The organism is Roseibium sp., from assembly GCF_965276855.1.
Taxonomy (GTDB): Bacteria; Pseudomonadota; Alphaproteobacteria; order Rhizobiales; family Stappiaceae; genus Roseibium.
In genome coordinates this window covers 1,508,960-1,529,194 of sequence record NZ_OZ255700.1, presented here as the reverse complement: position 1 = coordinate 1,529,194, position 20,235 = coordinate 1,508,960, and the positions used below count along the sequence as shown (strand labels likewise).

Annotated in this window: 16 protein-coding genes; 7 read left to right on the top strand and 9 right to left on the bottom strand. The window is 57.3% G+C overall.

Going from position 1 to position 20,235, the window contains the following annotated elements; genetic code table 11:
- Positions 1-7: 7 nt before the first annotated feature.
- The 7 genes from ACQY4Z_RS06930 to ACQY4Z_RS06900 form a co-directional block, all read right to left on the bottom strand.
- Positions 8-262, bottom strand: coding sequence for an exodeoxyribonuclease VII small subunit (locus ACQY4Z_RS06930; RefSeq protein WP_428527863.1), 255 nt, complete (start codon positions 260-262; stop codon positions 8-10).
- Between the two features lie 125 nt (positions 263-387).
- Entirely contained in the window at positions 388-1,317 is a 930-nt protein-coding gene (locus tag ACQY4Z_RS06925; protein ID WP_428527861.1) for a histone deacetylase family protein, read from the bottom strand.
- 108 nt (positions 1,318-1,425) lie between these two features.
- Positions 1,426-2,232 (bottom strand): mechanosensitive ion channel family protein, encoded by an 807-nt coding sequence (locus ACQY4Z_RS06920; protein ID WP_428527859.1) that lies wholly within the window; start codon positions 2,230-2,232, stop codon positions 1,426-1,428.
- 107 nt (positions 2,233-2,339) lie between these two features.
- Positions 2,340-3,878 (bottom strand): ankyrin repeat domain-containing protein, encoded by a 1,539-nt coding sequence (locus ACQY4Z_RS06915; protein WP_428527857.1) that lies wholly within the window; start codon positions 3,876-3,878, stop codon positions 2,340-2,342.
- Between the two features lie 178 nt (positions 3,879-4,056).
- On the bottom strand, positions 4,057-4,920 hold the full coding sequence (locus tag ACQY4Z_RS06910; protein WP_428527855.1) for an SDR family oxidoreductase: 864 nt from the start codon (positions 4,918-4,920) through the stop codon (positions 4,057-4,059).
- A gap of 35 nt (positions 4,921-4,955) precedes the next feature.
- Entirely contained in the window at positions 4,956-5,702 is a 747-nt protein-coding gene (locus ACQY4Z_RS06905; RefSeq protein WP_428527853.1) for a crotonase/enoyl-CoA hydratase family protein, read from the bottom strand.
- Between the two features lie 41 nt (positions 5,703-5,743).
- A complete protein-coding gene (locus tag ACQY4Z_RS06900; RefSeq protein ID WP_428527851.1) occupies positions 5,744-7,525 on the bottom strand; it encodes an acyl-CoA dehydrogenase in 1,782 nt (593 codons plus the stop codon).
- A 218-nt stretch (positions 7,526-7,743) separates the two neighbouring features.
- Here ACQY4Z_RS06900 and ACQY4Z_RS06895 point away from each other — a divergent pair, with 218 nt between their 5' ends.
- Positions 7,744-8,739, top strand: a complete 996-nt coding sequence (locus ACQY4Z_RS06895; protein ID WP_428527849.1) for an L-threonylcarbamoyladenylate synthase — start codon at positions 7,744-7,746, stop codon at positions 8,737-8,739.
- A gap of 470 nt (positions 8,740-9,209) precedes the next feature.
- Here the strand turns inward: ACQY4Z_RS06895 and ACQY4Z_RS06890 are convergent, their stop codons facing one another.
- Positions 9,210-11,933, bottom strand: coding sequence for a cation:proton antiporter (locus ACQY4Z_RS06890; RefSeq protein WP_428527847.1), 2,724 nt, complete (start codon positions 11,931-11,933; stop codon positions 9,210-9,212).
- Between the two features lie 87 nt (positions 11,934-12,020).
- Positions 12,021-12,935, bottom strand: a complete 915-nt coding sequence (locus tag ACQY4Z_RS06885; RefSeq protein WP_428527845.1) for a DMT family transporter — start codon at positions 12,933-12,935, stop codon at positions 12,021-12,023.
- A gap of 245 nt (positions 12,936-13,180) precedes the next feature.
- Here ACQY4Z_RS06885 and ACQY4Z_RS06880 point away from each other — a divergent pair, with 245 nt between their 5' ends.
- From ACQY4Z_RS06880 to ACQY4Z_RS06855, 6 genes are all read left to right on the top strand, one after another.
- Complete coding sequence (locus ACQY4Z_RS06880) at positions 13,181-15,343, top strand: malate synthase G (protein ID WP_428527843.1); 2,163 nt, start codon at positions 13,181-13,183, stop codon at positions 15,341-15,343.
- A 295-nt stretch (positions 15,344-15,638) separates the two neighbouring features.
- Positions 15,639-17,762, top strand: a complete 2,124-nt coding sequence (locus ACQY4Z_RS06875) for a putative bifunctional diguanylate cyclase/phosphodiesterase (protein WP_428527841.1) — start codon at positions 15,639-15,641, stop codon at positions 17,760-17,762.
- 123 nt (positions 17,763-17,885) lie between these two features.
- Complete coding sequence (locus ACQY4Z_RS06870; protein WP_428527839.1) at positions 17,886-18,260, top strand: hypothetical protein; 375 nt, start codon at positions 17,886-17,888, stop codon at positions 18,258-18,260.
- 356 nt (positions 18,261-18,616) lie between these two features.
- On the top strand, positions 18,617-19,087 hold the full coding sequence (locus tag ACQY4Z_RS06865; protein WP_428527837.1) for a DUF411 domain-containing protein: 471 nt from the start codon (positions 18,617-18,619) through the stop codon (positions 19,085-19,087).
- 1 nt (position 19,088) lies between these two features.
- Entirely contained in the window at positions 19,089-19,745 is a 657-nt protein-coding gene (locus ACQY4Z_RS06860; RefSeq protein ID WP_008195997.1) for a L,D-transpeptidase, read from the top strand.
- A 3-nt stretch (positions 19,746-19,748) separates the two neighbouring features.
- Positions 19,749-20,219, top strand: a complete 471-nt coding sequence (locus ACQY4Z_RS06855; RefSeq protein WP_428527834.1) for a c-type cytochrome — start codon at positions 19,749-19,751, stop codon at positions 20,217-20,219.
- Positions 20,220-20,235 lie beyond the last annotated feature (16 nt).

Below are 20,235 nucleotides of genomic sequence, written 5' to 3'. Positions count from 1 at the left end.
GATCTTGTTAGCCGTTTTGCGGGTCAAGCTCGGTCGTGCCAGTTGGTTCGCCATTTTGCCCAAGCTGGATTTTTTCCACTTTGGCCTCAGCCGCCTTCAGCAATGTATCGCAATGCTGGCGCAGTGCATCGCCGCGCTCGTACATGTCGATGCTGCGCTCAAGCGGAACGTTTCCCTGCTCGAGTTCGCGTACGATTGTCTCAAGCTGCTTGAGCGCGTCTTCGAAGGACAGACCGGCGATTTCCTTGGCAGCATCGGACATGCGATTTTCCTGAATGAATTCCCTACAGACCGGCACATTTGCGAGACCTGCACCAAAGGTCAAGGGGCCGCGGGTAGATAGGCGATACCATCCACCGCCAACTGGATAATTTTTGTTGCTAGACTTCAGCCGGTCATCAACGTCATGACATGAGCGGCAGTTGAGCGGGCGAGGCCTTCAAGGTCATAGCCGCCTTCCAGAACCGAGACAACGCGGCCGTCACTATGTTTGTCTGCCACGTCCATCAGGGCCCGCGTGGCCCAGGCAAAGTCAGCCTCCACCAGATTCAAGCCGCCCAGCGGGTCACGCGCATGGGCATCGAACCCGGCTGATATGATGACCAATTCCGGTGCGAAGCCATCGAGCCGAGGCAGCAGAACAACTTCGAACGCCTCCTTGAAGCCTGCCCCGTTTTCTCCTGGCGGCAGCGGGACATTGACGATCGTGTTGGCCTCCCCGGTTTCCGAAGCATCGCCGGATCCTGGATAGAGGGGCATCTGGTGCGTCGAACAATACATCACGCTGTGATCATCCCAGAAAATATCCTGGGTGCCGTTGCCGTGATGCACATCGAAATCGATGATCGCGACCCGGTCTATCCCGTATTTCTCCTGAGCGTATCGGGCTGCAACGGCTGCGTTGTTGAAGAAGCAAAAGCCCATCGCCCGGTCTTTTTCCGCATGGTGCCCAGGGGGGCGGGAGGCAGAAAAGGCGTTGTTGACCTTCTTTGTCAGGACTTCGTCAACCGCCCGGCAGGCTCCGCCCACACCGCGCAGCGCCGCTTCCCAGGTGCCGGGCGACATGGTCGTGTCTGCATCGACACGCGCGACACCCTCGTCCGGGGACAGCCGGTGAAGTTGGTCGATATACGCCATCGGATGAGCCCGTGCGATATCCTCCAGCGCGCCAACGGGTGCGAGATCGCGCTCAACCGACTGAAACTTTTCATGTTCCAGAATACGGTCAATGGCACGAATGCGATCCGGGCGCTCCGGATGACCCACTGGGGTCAAATGATCCAGATAGGTCGGGTGATGCAGTAGGAGTGTTGACACGGCGGGCGTTTCCATAAGGTATGAATTTATAGTTGTCCGCCATCAGATCCGTGGTCTTCAGATCTGTCAATGAGCCATCTCAATTCCGGCAGCTTATTCCAGGCCGGTCTATCCGGCTTTCTGAATTTCCACCTGGTGCGGGTAGGGAATGGAAATTCCGCCCGCGTCGAAAGCCTCTTTCACAGACTTCAGCATGTGAAACTTCAGTTCCCAATAGTCGCCCGCGTCGCACCAAAGCCGCACACCGAGATCCACGGAGCTGTCACCGAGATTTGTCACACGCACCCAGGGCTCAGGGTCTTTGTGGACGCGCGCATCCTCAGTGGCGGTGTCGAGAATGATCTGGATCGCCTTGTCCGCGTCATCGCCGTAGTCGATGCCGAAAGTCAGGTCGAGCCGGCGAGTCTGGTGCGCGGAAAAATTGGTGATGACCGTGCCCCATGCCTGGCCGTTGGGCATGATGATCTGGACATTGTCCGGGGTCACCAACTCTGTGACGAAAATGTTGAGGTCCTTCACTGTTCCGGAGGTCCCGCCGATGGACACATATTGTCCGATCTTGTAGGGGCGGAAGATGATGAGCATCACTCCGGCCGCGATGTCACTCAAGGTGCCCTGAAGGGCAAGGCCGATCGCAAGGGTACCGGCGCCGAGGACCGCTACCAAACTGGTCGCCTGAATGCCAAACAGCTGCAGGACCGCGATGAATGTTACGAGAAGGACAAGCCAGCGGACGATCGAGGCCGCGAAGCCGCCGATCGTATCGTCGATCCGTTCGTGAGAGACGATCCGCTTTCGGACGAAGCTCGACAGGGCACCGGCAAGCAGCCAGCCAATGATGAGAACGATCAGTGCTTTTGCCGCATTGATCACCAGAGGCATGTAGACGGTTACCTGTTCCATTGTGCCGTTCATCGACGGTCTCCCCGATAGCTGACGTGTCACCCCACTTGTCAAAATGTCGTAGCGGAATGATTTGCCACAAGCAAGTAAGCCTGTGGCAAAACTCGCTTTTTGCCGGATCAGGCCCGGTGGTCTAGGCTCTCCGGATGCGCGCTGATCCAGGTCTCTAGAAAGGCAGCCATGTCCTCGTCACCACATCCCTTGATGAAGTCGGAATAGATCCGACTGCCGTTTTCCAGCAAAAGCCGCGCGCATTTGATATGGTCAGCTCCAGGTTTTTCCGGTGCGAACTCTGCGCCGTGAAGCACCGTGTCGAGCGCGTCACCTCCGAAGCCGTTCTTTTTGGAAAGATCCGGCTTCAGACTCAGGAAATATGCAGTTTCCTCTGGTAGCCCTTGCCAGCCAGCTGCATGAAGGGGCGATAAACCCATCTCATCGGTGGCATTCGGGTTCAGCCCGGCGGCAACAAGAGCCTTGATTTGCGGAAGACGTCCCGGTTCTGAGGCAAGCCTCACCAACAGCCGTCTGTCTTCATCAGTCAGCGCCTTCAGATCGAGCCTCTTTGCAGAAGCCTCGCCAGTGGCACACGCCGCGAGAGCCTGCTCATCCGGGGTGAGACGTGTGTCGCACCCAAGGTCCGACAGCGCGCTTGCCGCTTCTGTATGGCCGTAGATCCTGGCAAGCGCATAGGCAGAATGGCCCTGCCACCGGGCATCGAGGTCCGCCCCGGACGACACAAGCAGCGAAACAACCTCTCCGGAACATCCCCGGCGCGCTGCCTGGTGCAGGGCCGGGATGGTATTCACCGGTTGTCCGCTCGGGTGATTGTCTTCAAGCAGGTTCGGATCGGCACCGGCCTCCAGCAGCATGCGAACTTTGTCGAGGTCATTGAAATCAAGCGCACGCGGTAGAGCGTTGGTGCCATCCGGGTTGGCACCATATTCCAGAAGCAGCTTCAGGGCGCGAGCGTGGGTGAGCTCCGTGGCATGATAGAGGCTTTCATTGTCATTCGGATCTGCGCCATGGCGGAGCAGTAAGTCTCCGAGCTCGTAACTGTCGGCGTGGCACAACGCGCCGTAGAGCGCTGAGAGCTTGTGATCAGTGTTTGCATCCGCGGGAAAGCCGTCATTGACATCTGCGCCATGAGACAGAAGGAGCTCTGCCAGGGCCAGCATGTCCGCATGTTTTGAGGGAGATCGGTGGATCTCTTTCGAAAAGGCGAGATGGAGCAGGGGGGATCGAACACCAATCGGGTCGAGCGCTCGCTTGGGATCGGCCTCGACCGCTTCGCGCACCGAGGCTAGGTCGTAGAGTGCGATTTGCAATCCGAGGTTGTCGTCTTTGAGCGCAGGATCATCATCCAGCAGCTTATTGGTGACCCAATGCTGACCGGCAAAGAGTGCCGTTTTCAACCGCTCCGCCCGTTCCGCACGGGTCATGGCAGCACTTTCGACGGCAAACTTCAGTTGTGGCCAGCTGGTGTGTCCGGCTTCACGCGCGATTACATGGAGGCAATCGGCATGCTTGAGCGGCTTATCGGCAGAAACAAATTTATGCGCGCGCGCAAGAGCCGCGGGGTCGCCACTGGCAATCGCCTTCTTGAGGCGTCTGGCATCCTTGCGGAATTGGTCGAGTGAGGTAAGCGTCTCGGAAGACAAGGCTTTTCTCCTGTTAGCGTGCCCGGACGATCCGCTTGTGTCGGGCGCAGGTGAAAAACCGGCATCAATTGTATGTGTCAGGGTGCTTTCGCTGTCCGCGGATCCGGGTGCCGCCCTCATCGGCCCGCGGACATTGCCGGGACGGGCCTGAAAATGCAAGCCCGCCACGGTAAATTTCTCAGGTGGTAGCAGGTTTCATGCTGGCCGGGGCCGGGCTGTCGTCCGGGACAAAGAAGTCCGGGGTGAGCGACTGGGTTGGATCCACCCGATACTGATCAAAGTCGGTTACGCCGCGGCTCTGAAGGAACGTGTCGTCTATCAGGAACTGACCGGTCAATTCCTTCGACTGTGTCGTGAAGATCTCATAGGCAGCATCTGCAAGGATGTCCGGCGTCCGGCTTGTTTGCATCATCTTGTCGCCGCCGATGATGTTTTTGATCGCCGCTGTCGCGATCGTGGTGCGCGGCCAAAGCGCATTCACCGCAATCCCCTTGGACCGCAGTTCACCGGCGAGGCCCAGAACAACAAGGCTCATGCCGTATTTGGCGATCGAGTAGGGCGTGAACGGCGCAAACCACTTTTCCTGCATATCCAGCGGCGGGGACAGCATCAGGATGTGCGGGTTTTCTGATTTCTTCAAATGAGCGATGGCGTGTTTCGAGCAGGCCATCGTGCCCCTTGTGTTGATCTGGTGCATCAGATCAAACTTCTTCATGTCCGTCTGCTGCAGCGGAGTCAGTTGGATCGCGCTGGCATTGTTGACGAGGATGTCCAAACCGCCAAAGTGATCCGCCGTCTTGTCGATGGCTGCTTGAACCGCTTCATCATCGCGAACATCGAGCACGATCGGCAGGGCCTTGCCGCCAGCCGCTTCGATTTCCTCGGCGGCTGAAAAAATCGTGCCCTCCAGTTTCGGATGCGGTTCTGCGGTCTTGGCAGCAACGGCAACATTCGCGCCTTCCCGTGCAGCACGCAATGCAATGGCTTTGCCGATCCCGCGCGAAGCGCCGGTGATGAAGAGTGTTTTGCCGTTCAAGGACATGGTGTTCTCCTTCAAGGAAGCTGCTGTGTGGCTGTTCAGGATTTCGACTTCTTGGTCATGAAGGCCTGGAATGCGGAGATTGCCTCCGGCGATGTTAGGCGGGAGGAGAACACCTTGGCTTCCTCATCGACCCGGTCGCTGAGGTCCTGGCTTTCCTGCCACAAGAACTGACGGGAAAGCGCCATTGCTTCCGGCGGTTTTGCAGCAATTTCCCGGGCGCAGGTCAAAGCCACATCATCGACATTCTCAGAGACGACTTCATTGACGAGACCGGCCTGATAGGCTCGCTCGGCACTGAACGGGCGGCCAAGGCACAGCATCTCAAATGCGCGGGCATGGCCCATGATCTTTGGACCGAGAAGGCTCGATCCGGCCTCCGGAACAAGACCCAGGTCGATGAAAGGCGTGTGGATCACGGAGCGCGGGCTGGCAAACACCATGTCGCAATGCATGAGGAGCGTTGCGCCAACACCGACGGCAATCCCGTCGATGGAGGCGACCAATGGCTTCCGGTTCCCAACAAGCGCGCGCAGAAAGCGGTAAACCGGTGTTTCGGACATCTGCATCTTGCCGGCGAACTGAAGGAAGTCGCCGATGTCGTTTCCGGACGTGAAGGCTTCCGGCTGGCCGCAGATAAGCTGACAGCGCACATTGTCATCTGTGTTCCCGGTTTCCAGCGCTTCCGCCAGATCCGTGTACATCTGGCCGGTCAAGGCGTTCTTCTTTTCCGGACGATCAAGACGCAAAGTCCTGACGCCGTCTTCGAGAGACTGCGTGATCATAAGGAAATTCCTTTCAGTATTCGTCTACAAGGCCGGGGCGTTTAAGAGGTCATGGCTTCCGGGTCGAACTCCAGGATGCTGTCCGACGAACCGACGATGTCTTCCTTCAGACTTGCCGTGTCGCAGAGAAGCGTCATGGCGTAGCTTCTCGCCATGATGGTGCGCTGGGTCCGCAGAGCCCGGTTTTCCATGCCCGATTTCAGAGCGCCTTTCGCCAGCAGAACACCACCATAGGCAAGACCTGCCAGCCGCAGGTAGGGCGTTGCGCCGGAAAGCGCCTCTTCGACCCGTCCATCGGCCTGGGCTGCCAGCATCCAGTCGGTTGCTTCTTCCAGATCATTGAGGGCCCGGCGCAGGCGTTCGGCCGTGTCACCGAACTCCGGCCGGTTGGATTGGGAAACTTCCCGGGCGATCTCACGCAGCTCGGTCAGGAAGCCGCGCACATGATCCCCGCCCGACAACGGCAGCTTGCGCATCACAAGGTCGATCGACTGAATGCCGTTGGTGCCTTCATAGATCGGCGCAATCCGGGCATCGCGCAGATGTTGTGCAACGCCGGTTTCTTCCATGTAGCCCATTCCGCCGTGGATCTGAACGCCGATGGAGGCGACTTCGACGCCGAAATCGGTCGACAGTGCCTTGGCAATCGGCGTGAGCAGGCCTGCGCGTTCCGACCAGTGCTTCTGGTGATCCGGGTCGGTGGCCGTGTTGGCCATATCGATGGCATGGGCGCAGGAATAACAGATTGCTCGGGCGACCTGGGTTCGGGTCCGCATGCCCAGCAAGGAGCGTTTGATGTCAGGGTGATGGGCAATGGCGACCATGCCGTCGCCTTTCTTGCCGGGCACGTTGCCTTGTTTGCGCTCCAGCGCGTAGGCATGGGCGTCCTGACAGGCGCGTTCCGCAACACCCAGCCCTTGAATGCCGACGGCAAGCCGGGCGTTGTTCATCATCGTGAACATACAGGCAAGGCCTTTGTTTTCCTCACCGATCAGCCAGCCCGTGGCACCACCTTCATCGCCGTAGACCATGGTGCAGGTCGGGGAACCATGAATGCCGAGCTTATGCTCTACACCTGCACAGTGGACATCGTTTCGAGTTCCCAGCGAGCCGTCTTCGTTGACCAGGAATTTCGGCACGAGAAACAACGAAATACCGCGAGTTCCAGCCGGCGCGTCCGGCAGGCGGGCAAGCACCAGATGGATGATGTTGTCGGTCAGATCGTGCTCGCCGTAGGTGATGAAGATCTTCTGGCCGTAGATCCGGTACGTGCCGTCGTCATTGCGTTCGGCCCGCGCTTTCAACGCATTGAGATCAGACCCGGCCTGTGGCTCGGTCAGGTTCATGGTGCCCATCCATTCACCGGTGACCAGCTTTTCCAGGTAGGTTGCCCGCAACTCTTCCGTTGCGTGCTTTTCGATGGCCTCCACAGCGCCCATTGTCAGCGTCGGGCCGATGGCGAAGGCCATGGAACCGGAGTTCCACATCTCCAGCGCAGCGGCTGACAGCATTTGTGGCAACCCCTGACCGCCGGCGTCCTCGCTGGCAGAAAGGCCGTTCCAGCCGCCTTCGATCCAGCCATGGTAAAGCTCGCGCCAGCCGGGAGGAGTTGTGACTTCCCGGTTGGCAAGCGGAGTTCCGTGCTTGTCGGCGACGCTGTTCAGCGGCGCAATCTCTTCCGCGGCGAAGCGGCCCGCTTCATTCAGGATAGCATCCACCAGATCATCGCCGAGTTCGGCATGCTGTCCGCCCTCCTGCAAGTCTGACAGGCCGCAGACGTGTTTGAGGGTGAAGGCGATCTCGTCGACCGGTGCACGATACATGATTGGTCCTCCCAAGAACCGGTGGCCTATCTTGGCCAAATTTCTTCTTTCAGCCGTCCAAAGCTTGACGGAACACGGGGTTGCCCGCAAAAGGCGCTACTGGCAGCCGATTGACGCAAACAGTAGCCGTGTTGACGTAAACGTCAACCCATTTCGCTGCGGCATGTCCTTATCTTTTTGGTCAGTCTTTCAGAATGGCAAGCAACGGAACGAAATGAATGCAGCGCTGGAACGTCAATCTGAGCTCAAATGACTGGCAATGGCACCCGGAAGCTGATGCCGTCTGCCGCAGTCTGATTGACGGCGGTCTGGTCGCTGTGCCGACGGAAACCGTTTACGGCCTGGCAGCCGACGCGACGAGCGGGACTGCCTGCGCGCGGATTTTCCAGGCCAAGGGCCGGCCGAGTTTCAACCCGCTCATTTCGCATCTGCCCAACCTGGAGGCCGCTCGCCATCATGGTGTCTTTGATGACCGCGCCCTGAAACTGGCGGAGGCATTTTGGCCGGGCCCGCTGACCCTTGTTGTGCCGAAGACTGAGGCCTCAGAAGTTTCGGATCTGGCGACGGCAGGTCTGTCCACGGTCGCGCTGCGGGTCCCGTCCGGGCCGATCATGCGCTATCTTTCTGAAAAAACGGGTCGGCCGCTGGCAGCCCCAAGCGCGAACCGGTCCGGCAAAATCAGCCCTACCCGGGCGGAGGATGTGATTGCCGATCTCGGGGACGCGCTCGATTTTGTCATTGACGCCGGACCATGTGAGGTTGGCATTGAATCAACAATCATCGGTTTAACGGATGAACATGTGACGTTGCTGCGGCCTGGCGGTTTGGCGCGCGAGGCAATTGAGCAGGTGCTGCAGATAAAAGTCCGGACACCAGCCTCAAGCAGTCAGCCGGAGGCGCCCGCGGCGCCCGGAATGCTCACGTCCCATTACGCACCAGACGCGAAAATGCATCTTCATGCTCGGTCAGTAGCGCCAGATGAGGCTCTGTTGTCCTTCGGAACAGATCCGATCGAAGGGCGGGACAAGGCGTTGGCGGAGGCGAATCTTAGCCCGTCCGGGGATCTCGTCGAGGCCGCAGCGCGGTTGTTTCAGGCCATGCGGACCCTTGATTCGTCCGGTGCAAAGACGATTCAGGTGCAAGATATCCCCAATACCGGCCTTGGCGAGGCGATCAATGACCGCTTGAGACGGGCAGCGGCACCGCGCAGTTAAGCTCGCCATCGCCTCACATCAGGTGTGAGGGTAAATTTCGGAAGACGCGTGTTAAGCGCGCTGTTTTTGGCTGCACCCTAAACTTCACCAAAATCAATAAGTCAGATCAGGTTGTTGATGTTCGGCGTTAACTTGGGATCACCTAAAGTTAATCTGTGTGGTGACTTCAGTTTGCGTGGAATGCCGTAGGTAATAATGCAAATGAACGGTCAATGGAAGTTAAAAAATTCATACACCATTCTTCGAAAAACAGATCTACATCTAAAACTTATCAACACCATAGGTGCGTTTACTTGAACAAAGGGCTGGTAAAAAACCGTTCGCATGACTTACTATGTAAATCAGATTTTGGATGTGATGAACCTCCCCTCGAGCAAGCGATGCTCGCACCTCAGACCGGACCGGCCCCTAATCGCCGGTCCATTTTTTTGTCCAATTCTCTTGGAAAGCCAACGAAGTGACGCCAACCTTCAAGTGGCGGCTTCTGGAGTTTTCTTGGGATCGGCGGTACTGAGATCACCTGCCTCTTCTGATGAGATCTTGTTGTCCGTTTCTTGCTCGGTTTTGGCTTTGCTTTCTGAGAAAGTTTCGGTTCTTCCTTCCAGCGTATTTGGGCTTTCCTGTGGTCCCCTTTCTGTCCCGGGAACGGAGGACAGTTCCTCTGCGGTTTCGGAATTCGCCTTGAACTGCGGAACAACAGGGTCTTCGTCTTCGGTGTTCTGAGCCTCGGAATTCATTTTCAACCGTTGGGCTGACAGGCTTTCTACATGGGCTTTCAGGTCCGGATGCTTGTCCATGAGCAGCCGGAAGTCTTGAGCTCTCAGGCTCAAAAGGTGGCAATAACTGATGGCTACAACGTCGGCGCTGCGCCGTCCGCCGGTCATGAGAGAGATTTCTCCGAAAACATCACCACGGCCGAGGCGGATGGTGGTGATTGGGGTGCGCACTTCGACCGCACCAGATGCAATGAAGTAGGCTGCATCGCCGCGTTCGCCCGTCCGGATCAAGGTTTCCCCCGGTGTCGCGAATTGCGGGCGCATCATCTTCATGATGGCCTTCTGCTGTTGCTTGGGCAGGCCTTCAAACAAGGGGTGACCCTGCACCAGCTCCTTGGTCTTCATGCCCAAGTCCAGCTTTGGCCGGAAATCGCAAGCGCGGCGGACCTTTTCGACATCCCTGAGTAGATCCTGATGCAATTCGGTGCCAATCAGCATCTGATCCCGGGCATCATCATAGGCCGTTTCTTCCAGACGGACGCCGCCCATGCGCAGAAACTTGTTCTGCAATGCATCTGCATAGTCAGGGTATTGTAAGCGCAGGGCCTCAATGGCCTGGATGGTTTCGGATTGCCGGATACTCAGGGTTTCTTTCAAGATATCAGCCACCCGTTCGCCCAAGAGCGGCCGGATCCGCTGTTCATTGAAGACGAGAAGTTCATCTTCCAGGATCCTGTACACTTGCAGAAATTCGAAACGTGCTGCGAGTTGCTGGGCGAGCGGCCGGTTTATTTTGAAACGGCGTTGCAACATCTGTGCGAACCGGAAACCAAAGCCGAACTTGAGCGGCTGCCGGCTTGCCCGCCGGTAACCACTGCGTCCATCGCTTCGTGCAAGGTCGCTGGTTCTGCCCGTGATGGCGAGAAAACCGGCGACCGCACGTCCCGAAATCGTCTTGTGGTGGAAGTGTTCCAAGACAAGTTGCTGTTCCCGGTCTGCCAGCGCAATCAGGCCCATGTTGACCCGGTCTTTGTCTTTCAACTCTTCCAGCATGTTGGTCTCTGCAGCTGCCGAAGCCGCGCGTTTTTCGTAGTCGTCGAGCACGACAGAGGCGACATGCGGAGCCACATGATAGGCTTTGGCAGCTTCTCCAAGCTCTGACCGGATGTCGGATAGAGTGAGAGCCAGAAACTGGGTTCGAAGGGCTTCGTCCCGAGCGTTTAATTGGTCGAGGCCCAGAAGCTTGATGAGCGGTTTCAAGCTCGTTCCGTAAACCAGCAAGGTGAACAGCACGAAGCCGGTGGCAAGCTTGGTGACGAATGTCGAGATCTCCGGCGACAGGGCAGCGTGCTCGGACACGCTGAGGGCCAGGGTAAGTGTCACCGCACCGCGCATGCCGCCCCACAGCATGACAGCCTTGTATTTGTCGTTTACCGCCTCTCCAGCCTTCATCAGACTCAGAACGGGCAACAAGCCGTAGATCACGACAGCACGGGCCGCGAGAGCGGCAACGATCACGATCAGAAGAAGCAGAATGTCGAGCGGGGCAAACCCGTCGACCAGCCGCGGGATAAGAATAGCGGCCAGCAGAAAGATCAGGGATGCGGCCCAGAAGGACATCTGGTCCCAGACTGAATGCAAAAAGTTCCAGTTGGCGGGTTGAATCCGGGCCGGGCCATAGAGGTTGAAGATGATTCCGGCAGCAACAACGGCAACCACAGCCGACACGTCGGCAAACTGATCACTGAGCACATAAATGCCGTAGGGTAGGGCAAGGCTCAGTGTCACTTGGGCGAGCGGCAAGTCGCGCATCAGATGCAACAAACTGACGGCGATACGCGCGAGCACTGCGCCGACGATGACACCTCCAACAAACGACCTGGCAAAAGCGATTGCGACTTCGCTTCCCGTAAGGGCTTGATCCCCCGTCAGAATGCCAAGAAGCAAAACAAAGATCACGATGGCTGCGGCATCGTTCAAAAGGCTTTCGCCTTCGACGATGCGCCCAAGGCGACCGGGCGCTCCAATGTCCCGGAAAATCGCCACGACGGCAACCGGATCCGTCGTTGCCACAATTGCGCCGAGCAAGAGGCAGGCCACCAAGGGCACACCGGCCAGCGGGTAAAGCGCAACCCCGATGAAGGCCGTTGCCACGAATACGGCAACAACCGCCATGACCAGAACCGGTGCCCAATCCTCGAACAAACGCCGCACGTCGAGGGTCAAAGAGGTTTGAAACAGAAGCAGGGGAAGAAAAATGTAGAGGATCATCTCCGAATCCAGAGGGGGATTCACGAAGACATTTGCGATGGTATCAAAGATATCGGTGCGGGGCGTGTAAAGAAGATAGGTCGCCACAATGCCGATCAGGGTTCCAACCATGGCAAGAAGCACACTGGGCGCCACACCGAGGCGCCGGGCCAGCGGTTGTAACAAAGCGATCGTCAGCAACAAAAGCGCAAAGGCGCCCGTAATCATTGGTGTTTCCATGGCGCCAATGTGCCTTCTGATTATGGCAAATTCAAACTCGCCAATGGGACCGGACCCAAATACCTCACAACCACATCAACTGTTTGCCTTGCGCTCCGACAACCAGATCCCACCGAGAACGAGCAGCAAGGCCAGGCCGTGGTGCCATTTGAACGGTTCTCCCAGGATGCTGACAGCAAGCACGGCTGCAAAGATCGGGACCAGATTGATGAAAACGCCAGCTCTGGCCGGGCCGATCAGTTCCACGCCGCGCATGAAAAAGATCTGACTGAGGCAGGAGGGGCCGAGCGCTATGTAGAGCACAATCAGCCAGCCTTTCATGTCGGGCCAGAGAGCCGTGTCCGTCGCCATTTCGTAGGCCAGACCGGGAAGGGAGGCGAACACGGATATGGCGGACAAAACGGCAAAAAAGACCAGTCCCGAAACCTGTGGCCGGTTGCGCAGTGCCAGCGTGTAGCCTGAATAGAGCACGCAGGCGATCAGCATGACACCGTCGCCGGGATTGACCGCAAGGCTCAAGAGAACGTCGAGACTTCCTTGTGCCGCAATCAAGGTCACGCCCAACAATGTCGCCAAAATACCGACGACCTGAAGCATCCGTACTTTGGAGCTGAATGCGATAACAGATCCAATGAGGACCAGGATCGGCATGGATCCCTGGATAATCCCGAGATTGACCGCCGTTGTCTCTGTCGCTGCGATGTAAAACAGCGTGTTGAAACCCACAAAGCCGAAGGCGGCCATCAGCACCATGCGCAGGAACGAGCCGCGCATGATTGGCCATTCGGACCGGATCCGCGGCCATAAAAAGGGAACAAGCAGACCTGCAACAATGATCCAGCGCAGAAAGACCACGACCATTGGGGACACTTCTCCTGCCGCCAGGCGTCCGGCCACTGTGTTGCCGCCCCACAGGAGCGTGGTTGCCATCAACAACAGGATGGCATTGCCATAAGCCATGGTTCCGATACGTCCGGCAAACGAGCTCATAAGGTGTCTTCTTTCCTGCCAATTTGGCAGCCGGGGAGGGGCGTGGGTCTAGAGCGGTAGCGGATTGTTGGCGTTTCGGAAAGGCCTTGGAGGCACCGAATTGTTCTCTCTGCAGCGATGATGGTGCGGATTATTTCGAAAAAGGAAAAAGTCATGAAGGCTCGCTGGCAATTGACCCGGAGCGTTTGGCAGCTAAAACACCCACAAAGATCAACATAATGCCGCAAAAGCGTTTGGAGAAAATTATGACAGAACGGGTCGACGCCCACGGATTGCAAGTGGCGAAAGAACTCTATGAGTTTGTGAACGACAAGGCCTTGCCTGACACCGGTGTTGATCAGGAGCATTTCTGGAAAAGCCTGTCAGCGCTTGTTCATGACCTTGCCCCGAAAAACCGCGACCTGCTGGCCAAACGCGACGCGCTCCAGGAAAAGCTGGATGCGTGGCATCGCGCCAACCCCGGCACGCCAGAGATGGCGACTTACAAAACGTTTTTGGAGGAGATCGGCTATCTCGTTCAGGAAGGCGAAGCGTTCGAGGTCGGCACCCAGAACATCGATCCCGAAATCGGATCTGTTGCAGGCCCGCAGCTTGTGGTTCCGGTGATGAACGCACGGTATGCGCTGAACGCCGCCAATGCCCGGTGGGGGTCGCTTTATGACGCTCTGTACGGCACCGATGCCATGGGCTCCAAGCCGCAAGCCGGCGGCTATGACGAGGCACGCGGCGCTGAGGTGATCGCCTATGCCCGCAATGTTCTCGATGATGCGGCACCGCTCGCTGTAGGCAGCTGGGCAGACATAACAGGCCTTGCGATTGAAAACGGAGCACTATCGGTCTCAACTGAAAATGGTGCGACGGGTTTGCAGGATCCGTCCCAATTCGCTGGTTATTCCGGCGATGTTGCATCCCCTTACAAGGTCTTGCTCGTCAAGAACGGTTTGCACCTTGAAATCAACATTGACAGTCAGCATCCGATCGGGAAGACCGACAAGGCGCACATTTCGGATGTCGTTCTGGAATCGGCCATGTCGACCATCATGGACTGCGAGGATTCCGTTGCTGCCGTCGATGCTGAAGACAAGGTTGTCGTTTACACCAACTGGCTTGGACTGATGAAAGGCGATCTGGAAGAAACCTTCCAGAAGGGCGGCGAGACGGTCACCCGCCGCATGAATGGGGATCGTCAGTACTCCGCTCCCGACGGCACCGCTCTGTCCCTTCATGGCCGGTCCCTGTTGTTGGTGCGCAATGTGGGCCACCTAATGACCATCGATGCGGTTCTGGACAAGGACGGCAACGAAGTTCCGGAAGGACTTTTGGATGGCATGATCACCGCACTGATCGGCCTGCATGACGTCGGTCCGAACGGCCGGAACACGAACAGCCGTGCGGGCTCCATCTACATCGTAAAGCCGAAGATGCACGGCCCGGAAGAAGTCGCTTTTGCCTGCGAAATCTTCAATCGTGTCGAAGATGCGCTGGGCATGGCGCGGAATACGATGAAAATGGGTATTATGGATGAAGAGCGCCGCACCACGGTGAACCTCAAGGAGTGCATCCGTCAGGCAAAAGACCGCGTGTTCTTCATCAACACCGGCTTCCTGGACCGGACCGGTGATGAAATGCACACCTCCATGGAAGCTGGGCCGATGATCCGCAAAGGCGACATGAAAGCGTCGACCTGGATCGGTGCCTATGAGAACAACAACGTTGATGTCGGTCTTGCCTGCGGTCTTCCGGGACATGCCCAGATCGGCAAGGGCATGTGGGCGATGCCTGATCTCATGAATGCCATGCTGGATCAGAAGATCGGCCACCCGATGTCGGGCGCAAACACGGCGTGGGTTCCGTCTCCGACGGCTGCGACACTTCATGCGCTGCACTACTACAAGGTGTCCGTTGCTGGCCGTCAGGCTGAGCTGAAATCGCGCGATGCCGCGAAACTGGACGACATCCTGTCGATCCCGGTTGCCGAACGTCCGAATTGGGCGTCGGAGGACATTCAGGCCGAACTCGACAACAACGCACAGGGCATTCTGGGCTACGTGGTCCGTTGGGTCGAACAGGGCGTTGGCTGTTCCAAGGTGCCGGACATCAACAATGTCGGCCTGATGGAAGACCGCGCAACCTTGCGGATCTCCTCACAGCACATTGCCAACTGGCTGCGTCATGGCGTGTGTTCCGAAGCACAGGTCGTCGAGACGATGAAGAAGATGGCCAAGGTGGTGGACGGGCAGAACGCGGGGGACCCGCTGTACCGGCCGATGGCAGATAACTTTGACGGGTCCGTTGCGTTCCAGGCAGCACTTGAGCTTGTTCTGGAAGGTACGAAACAGCCGAACGGCTATACGGAGCCGGTTCTTCACCGCCGCCGGATCGAGTTCAAGGCCAAAGCGGCCGCTTGATAGATCGGCAACTCTGAAGATCAGAAACCCTCGCCCGAATGCCGGGCGGGGGTTTTATTTTGGATATTGAATTAAATTTAAGCGAACCGGCAGAACACCCTGCCTGTCAATCGTTAACGCCTCACCATTTCTGAGCAGTGGAAACTGTTTTACACTGTTGTTTTGATAAAAGAAAATACAATTAGATCAACGCAGTAGGGCTTTTAAGAAGTTGTTATTCAAACTTTTAGTCTGATACGTACATTTACACAGAGATCTCTGGTTCCCGCTAGGATATCCGGACTTGGAGATCTAAATGCTAACTGTCCTGTCTTGCATCGCCTTTGACCATGACCCCTTTTCGCTCGGGCTTGCTGTTGCAATCCTTGTCGTGGGGGCTGTCCTGACGATGCGCCTCTACGCGCGGGTCCGCAGAACGCAAGGCAGCTTAAAATACATGTGGTTGTTTCTGTCTGGCATGATTGCAGGCGGAACCATCTGGAGCACACACTTCGTCTCCATGCTGGCGTATGAGAGCCCGTTGATCCTCGGTTATGATGTGACGCTCACAGCGGCATCTCTTGTTATCGCCATCCTTGGAACCACGTCAGGCCTTTGGTTGGGCAGCCTGACACAGCGATCTGCCTTGATCGAGGTTGGCGGTGCTGTATTTGGTCTGTCGATCGCAGCCATGCATTTCACCGGGATCCACGCCATGCGTGTCTCCGGGGTTTCACAACTTGATACGCTGTTTGTGGTCGTTTCCGTTGTGTTGGCAGCTGTCTTCGGCATGATCTCCACCAGTCGGATCGCGCGGCCCGTGACGCGTTATTGCAAGTATGGCGCAGCGCTGGCCTTCATTCTTGCCGTCGGCAGCATGCATTTTACCGCGATGGCCGGGATGAACATACTTCCGCTCCGGCTGGATGCGGAGGGGCTTGATCTTGTCTCCAATCAGTTGGTTGGGATGGGTGTCGCTTTCACGATGAGCGTCCTGTTGTTAAGCGCGATGATCACCTACTCGATCGACACCGCCAATGCTGAAGTGACGAACAATCAAATCACGCAGATCGCGCATCAGGACCCGTTGACAGGTCTGCCCAACCGCAAGGGGGTCGAGCTCTTTACTGACGGCTTGATATCACGTGTTGCGCTCGACAATGCCCGCGTTGTTGTCGTGACCTGCAATCTGTCGCGGTTCAAGGCGGTCAATGAAGCCTTGGGCCACGCGACCGGAGATGCGCTTCTCCGCCATATTGCCCGCAATCTGTCGTCCCATCTGGATCAGGATGAATATGTCGCCCGCGTTGCTGGTGACGAATTCGTTATTGTCGGCAAGCCGGTTTATTATCGCGGCTATTTGCTTGATCTGTGCAAGCGCATTCAGAAAATCGTTGGCATGCCCTTCGGCGCTGGTGATGACGCTGTTCAGGTAGACAGCGCAGTTGGCTATGCACTTTTCCCGGAACATGCGCAAAATGCCGAGGAGCTGTTTTCCGCCGCCGAACGTGCCATGCACCGTGCCCGCTCTGAAGGTGGAAACGCAGCCCAGTGTTATGACCCGGCAAAAGACGACAAGGTTAAAGACCAAAGCGCGCTTGCGATCGATTTGCGCAAGGCACTGCGGAACAACGAGTTCGTTCTGCACTATCAATTGCAGAACGATGTCCAGACCCATGACGTGACCGGAACCGAAGTGCTCTTGCGCTGGAACCATCCGGTGCGTGGATTGGTTCCCCCGTTCGCCTTCATTCCGATAGCTGAGGAAACCGGCCAGATCCTGGAAATTGGAGCATGGATCGTCCGGACAGCGTGCAAGGAAGCCGCGAGTTGGTCCAAGCCAATCCGGATTGCTGTGAATGTTGCCCCGATACAGCTATCTGACGCGAATTTCCCGGATGTTGTCGCGAATGCTTTGAAGGAAAGCGGTTTGGATCCGTCTCGCCTGGAACTGGAAATCACGGAAACCGGTATTATTGAAGATACGAACCACGCGCTGCAGGTGATCCAGCAACTGAAACGGCTGGGCGTCCGCATTGCAATGGATGACTTCGGGACGGGTTACTCCTCTCTGGCCACCTTGCAAGCCTTCCCGTTCGACAAGATCAAGATCGACCGGGAATTCATCAAGGACCTCGGCACGAACGCGCAATCCGAAGCGATTGTCCGGGCAACCATCATCTTGAGCGAAAGCCTGAATATCCCGGTGCTTGCCGAAGGCGCCGAAACCGAGGAACATTTGCGGCTCTTGAAGCGTCACGGCTGTAAAGAGGTTCAAGGCTTTTATTTTGGAAAACCCATGCCGGCTTCCGAGGTTCGCCATCGTATCAACAGCGGGGCCAAGCAGCCGCAAGAGGTTTCAGAAACAGAAACCAAATCTGCCATGTCAAAGCCAGCTGTAAAACCTGCTCTCCAACTTCTGCCCGCCAGAGTTGCTTGAGAACCGGCCGGGGCCCATCGAAATGGTTCTTTTAAAAGCTGTGCCTGCCCGCTCTCGATGAAGTGAGTGATTTTCATCAAACCGGGACTGGCTTTTCCGAAACAACTGCGATAGGGCGGTCTCATGCGTTCGTTTCTGACGGTCCTTTTGTTGATTCTTTTCACTGCGGTGCATGGTGTGCCGGCGGCGGCATTCAACGTGTCCGATTGGCAAGGCCAAGTGGGATCGTTTTCTGTAGCGGCCGTGCTTGAGGACATGAACAACGTCGATCTGCCTGCGCAGACGGCGGACTTGAAGGAAGTCATGGCCTGCTGTGGCCAGGAAGTCAGCGATGCTGCGCCGCATGCCGGCAGCAAATGCTCAAGCGACTGCGCCTCCGTCTTGCCCATGCCGCCCGGCTTGGTGGTACCCGGCTCCGTCCGGGTTCACGAAAACACTGGGAAGACGCTCACGATGGCAGCGCCCGCCGTCGCTGATCACCCGCCCCAATCTGTCTGAGACCGGACTTTCCGGGACATCTTTCGGCGCTTGCCGGCCTAAATTACTCAGACAGAAAGGGAGCAAGATGCTCACCTCACATAACGTTTCGCCGCTGCGCAGCCGGTTCGCTTTTGATCGGCTGCGGCAGAGTGCCAGCCCCCGTTCGCTCTTCATGCTGGCGTGCTGCCTCATGATGGCCGCAGGAATGGCTATTGTTCTTGCAAGCGCTCCTGCCAGTGCGTCGTTTGCCGATCGCTTCTGGCCCGTTTTGCCGCTTGCCGGTTGTTTGGCGATGCATTTGATCATGCATCGCTTCATGGGGGGATGTGTCCACCAAAGAAGCGGTGACAACCGCACACACGGAGACAAATCCAATGCTTAATCACAAACTGGTCCGCGCAGGCGCCCTTGCGGCAGCGCTGTTGGCCGCTCCGGCAATGGCGGATGAGGAACGCTCGGTCACGGTCTTCAAGACCCCGTGGTGTGGGTGTTGCAATGTCTGGGCCGAAGAGGTTGCAAAGGCGGGCTACAAGGTCGAAATCCGCGACATGGAAGACCTGACCTCCGTCAAAAAGCAGGCCGGTGTCCCGGGCGATTTGCAGGCCTGCCACACGGCTGTGCTTGGCGATGAGCGCAAGTACGTGCTGGAGGGCCATGTCCCTTTGCAAGCGATGGACAAACTGATGAGTGAGCGCCCCGACATTCGCGGGCTGGCAGTTGCCGGGATGCCGATGGGGTCGCTCGGAATGGACTACGATCCCGCGGCTCAATATCTGGTCCACGCCTTGCCGATGGAACCTGGTGCAACACCACGCGTTTATATGAAAATGGGCGAGGTTAAGTAACGTGTCTTTGCTGACAAGAAGATCATTTCTTGCCGGTTCGGCGAGCCTGACCGGGCTCGCCGTTTCCGGCTGCGTGTCGACGACGACACAGCCGGCTGCGCCGCCGGTCTCACCGTATCTATCCATGTACCGGGCGATGCCGGAAGAACGGTTTCCGATCCCGGCGATCAATCTGAACAAGGTTCCGGAGCGTTATTACCGCAAGCAAGTGCGGTATAACACGCCCGAGCGTGTCGGCACGCTGATCGTCGATACCTCCAACTATTATCTCTATCTGGTCCAGGAAAACGGCATGGCCATGCGCTATGGTGTTGGTCTTGGCCGAGCTGGATTCGAATGGTCGGGCCGCGCCCGAATTGCCCGAAAAGCGCCATGGCCAAGATGGGTCCCGCCGGAGGAAATGATCCAGCGCGAGCCGGAGCTTGAGCAGTGGAGCTGGAAGAACGGCGGCATGGATCCGGGTCTGGAAAACCCGCTGGGTGCGCGTGCGCTCTATATTTATCAGGGCAACGTCGACACGCTCTACCGGATCCACGGCACAGCTGAATACTGGACGATTGGGTCCGCTGTTTCCAGCGGCTGTGTCCGTGTGATGAACCAGGACATCATCGACCTTTATGGCCGTGTGCCGGTGGGCTCTCAGATCGTCGTGATCTAGGTCGTGGGGAAACCATTACACTCTCTGGCGATTGCCGGGGCTCTGATTGCGGGCCTCGGCGCCGCCGCTCTGTTTGTGTTGCCAGGCAATGAAAATACCGGCTTGCTTAAGCCTGAAAATGCTGACGTGGTTGCGCGCGGGAAGGATATCTACGATGAGACCTGTGCGGCTTGCCACGTGGCAAATCTGGAAGGGGAGGCGGATTGGCAAACACCAAAAGCGGATGGACTCCTGCCGGCGCCGCCTCATGATGTCTCTGGTCACACTTGGCACCATTCTTCGAAACTGTTGTTCGACATGACCAAGTACGGCGTTGCCGAGGCTGCAAATCTTGAAAACTACCAGTCAGCGATGCCCGCCTATGAGGGCGTGCTAACGGACGATGAGATCATTGCTGTGCTGTCTTTCATCAAGGCAAGCTGGCCCGAAGATGTCCGGGCCAGGCACGATGCGCTTGATGCAGTCACAAACTGACCAGCCTTATGGTATT

Excerpts from the sequence above, each read along its gene's own strand:
- ACQY4Z_RS06930 (WP_428527863.1), bottom strand. The coding sequence starts at position 262 with ATGTCCGATGCTGCCAAGGAAATCGCCGGTCTGTCCTTCGAAGACGCG.
- ACQY4Z_RS06920 (WP_428527859.1), bottom strand. The coding sequence starts at position 2,232 with ATGAACGGCACAATGGAACAGGTAACCGTCTACATGCCTCTGGTGATC.
- ACQY4Z_RS06910 (WP_428527855.1), bottom strand. The coding sequence starts at position 4,920 with ATGTCCTTGAACGGCAAAACACTCTTCATCACCGGCGCTTCGCGCGGG.
- ACQY4Z_RS06905 (WP_428527853.1), bottom strand. The coding sequence starts at position 5,702 with ATGATCACGCAGTCTCTCGAAGACGGCGTCAGGACTTTGCGTCTTGAT.
- ACQY4Z_RS06900 (WP_428527851.1), bottom strand. The coding sequence starts at position 7,525 with ATGTATCGTGCACCGGTCGACGAGATCGCCTTCACCCTCAAACACGTC.
- ACQY4Z_RS06895 (WP_428527849.1), top strand. The coding sequence starts at position 7,744 with ATGCAGCGCTGGAACGTCAATCTGAGCTCAAATGACTGGCAATGGCAC.
- ACQY4Z_RS06890 (WP_428527847.1), bottom strand. The coding sequence starts at position 11,933 with ATGATTACGGGCGCCTTTGCGCTTTTGTTGCTGACGATCGCTTTGTTA.
- ACQY4Z_RS06885 (WP_428527845.1), bottom strand. The coding sequence starts at position 12,935 with ATGAGCTCGTTTGCCGGACGTATCGGAACCATGGCTTATGGCAATGCC.
- ACQY4Z_RS06880 (WP_428527843.1), top strand. The coding sequence starts at position 13,181 with ATGACAGAACGGGTCGACGCCCACGGATTGCAAGTGGCGAAAGAACTC.
- ACQY4Z_RS06875 (WP_428527841.1), top strand. The coding sequence starts at position 15,639 with ATGCTAACTGTCCTGTCTTGCATCGCCTTTGACCATGACCCCTTTTCG.
- ACQY4Z_RS06870 (WP_428527839.1), top strand. The coding sequence starts at position 17,886 with ATGCGTTCGTTTCTGACGGTCCTTTTGTTGATTCTTTTCACTGCGGTG.
- ACQY4Z_RS06865 (WP_428527837.1), top strand. The coding sequence starts at position 18,617 with ATGCTTAATCACAAACTGGTCCGCGCAGGCGCCCTTGCGGCAGCGCTG.